1 protein-coding gene is annotated in these 540 nt (G+C 34.1%); it reads left to right on the top strand.

The genetic code is table 11. The features are described from left to right. Nucleotides 1–173: 173 nt before the first annotated feature. A partial coding sequence (locus FE392_RS20525; protein ID WP_319931948.1) for a tyrosine-type recombinase/integrase occupies nucleotides 174–540 on the top strand: 367 nt, incomplete at its 3' end.

Here is a 540-nt window from a genome sequence, read left to right as displayed (position 1 = left end):
AGTTGTATTTGTGCATGTCTCTTTTGAGTTAAATGTTGAATGTAAACTTTTACACATTAGTTTACATTCAAAAATACGAAATCATTGACTTTACATCAAAATTGCTGATACTCTCAACATATACAACAAAAAGTATACATTCAAAACACTGTAAATAAAGAGGGTATGGGCTGATGAGTAAAAAAGAGCATTTGATTGATGTACAACCGATTCGAAGCAAGGAGCAGTTGCAAGATATGAAATGGGCGCTCAAACGTCATTGCACTGATCGTGATTATATTTTATTCGTGATTGGAATCAATACGGGTCTTCGTGTGAGTGACTTATTGAATTTAGAAACATCTATGATTTTGGAATTGAAGAAGAAACGTAGAAAAGAATTGAAAATTAGGGAAGGCAAAACGAAAAAGGAACGAATGGTGAACATTACATCTATTTTTGAAGAGGTTTATTTGTATGCAGCAGGATTGGAAAGTAAATGGCTTTTTCCTTCTCGCAAAGGAGACAGGCCTATAAGTAAAATCCAAGTGTACCGACAGT

The sequence above is a fragment of the Xenorhabdus santafensis genome (genome assembly GCF_033949405.1).
Taxonomy (GTDB): Bacteria; Pseudomonadota; Gammaproteobacteria; order Enterobacterales; family Enterobacteriaceae; genus Xenorhabdus; species Xenorhabdus santafensis.
This window is presented reverse-complemented; position numbering and strand designations above follow the sequence as displayed.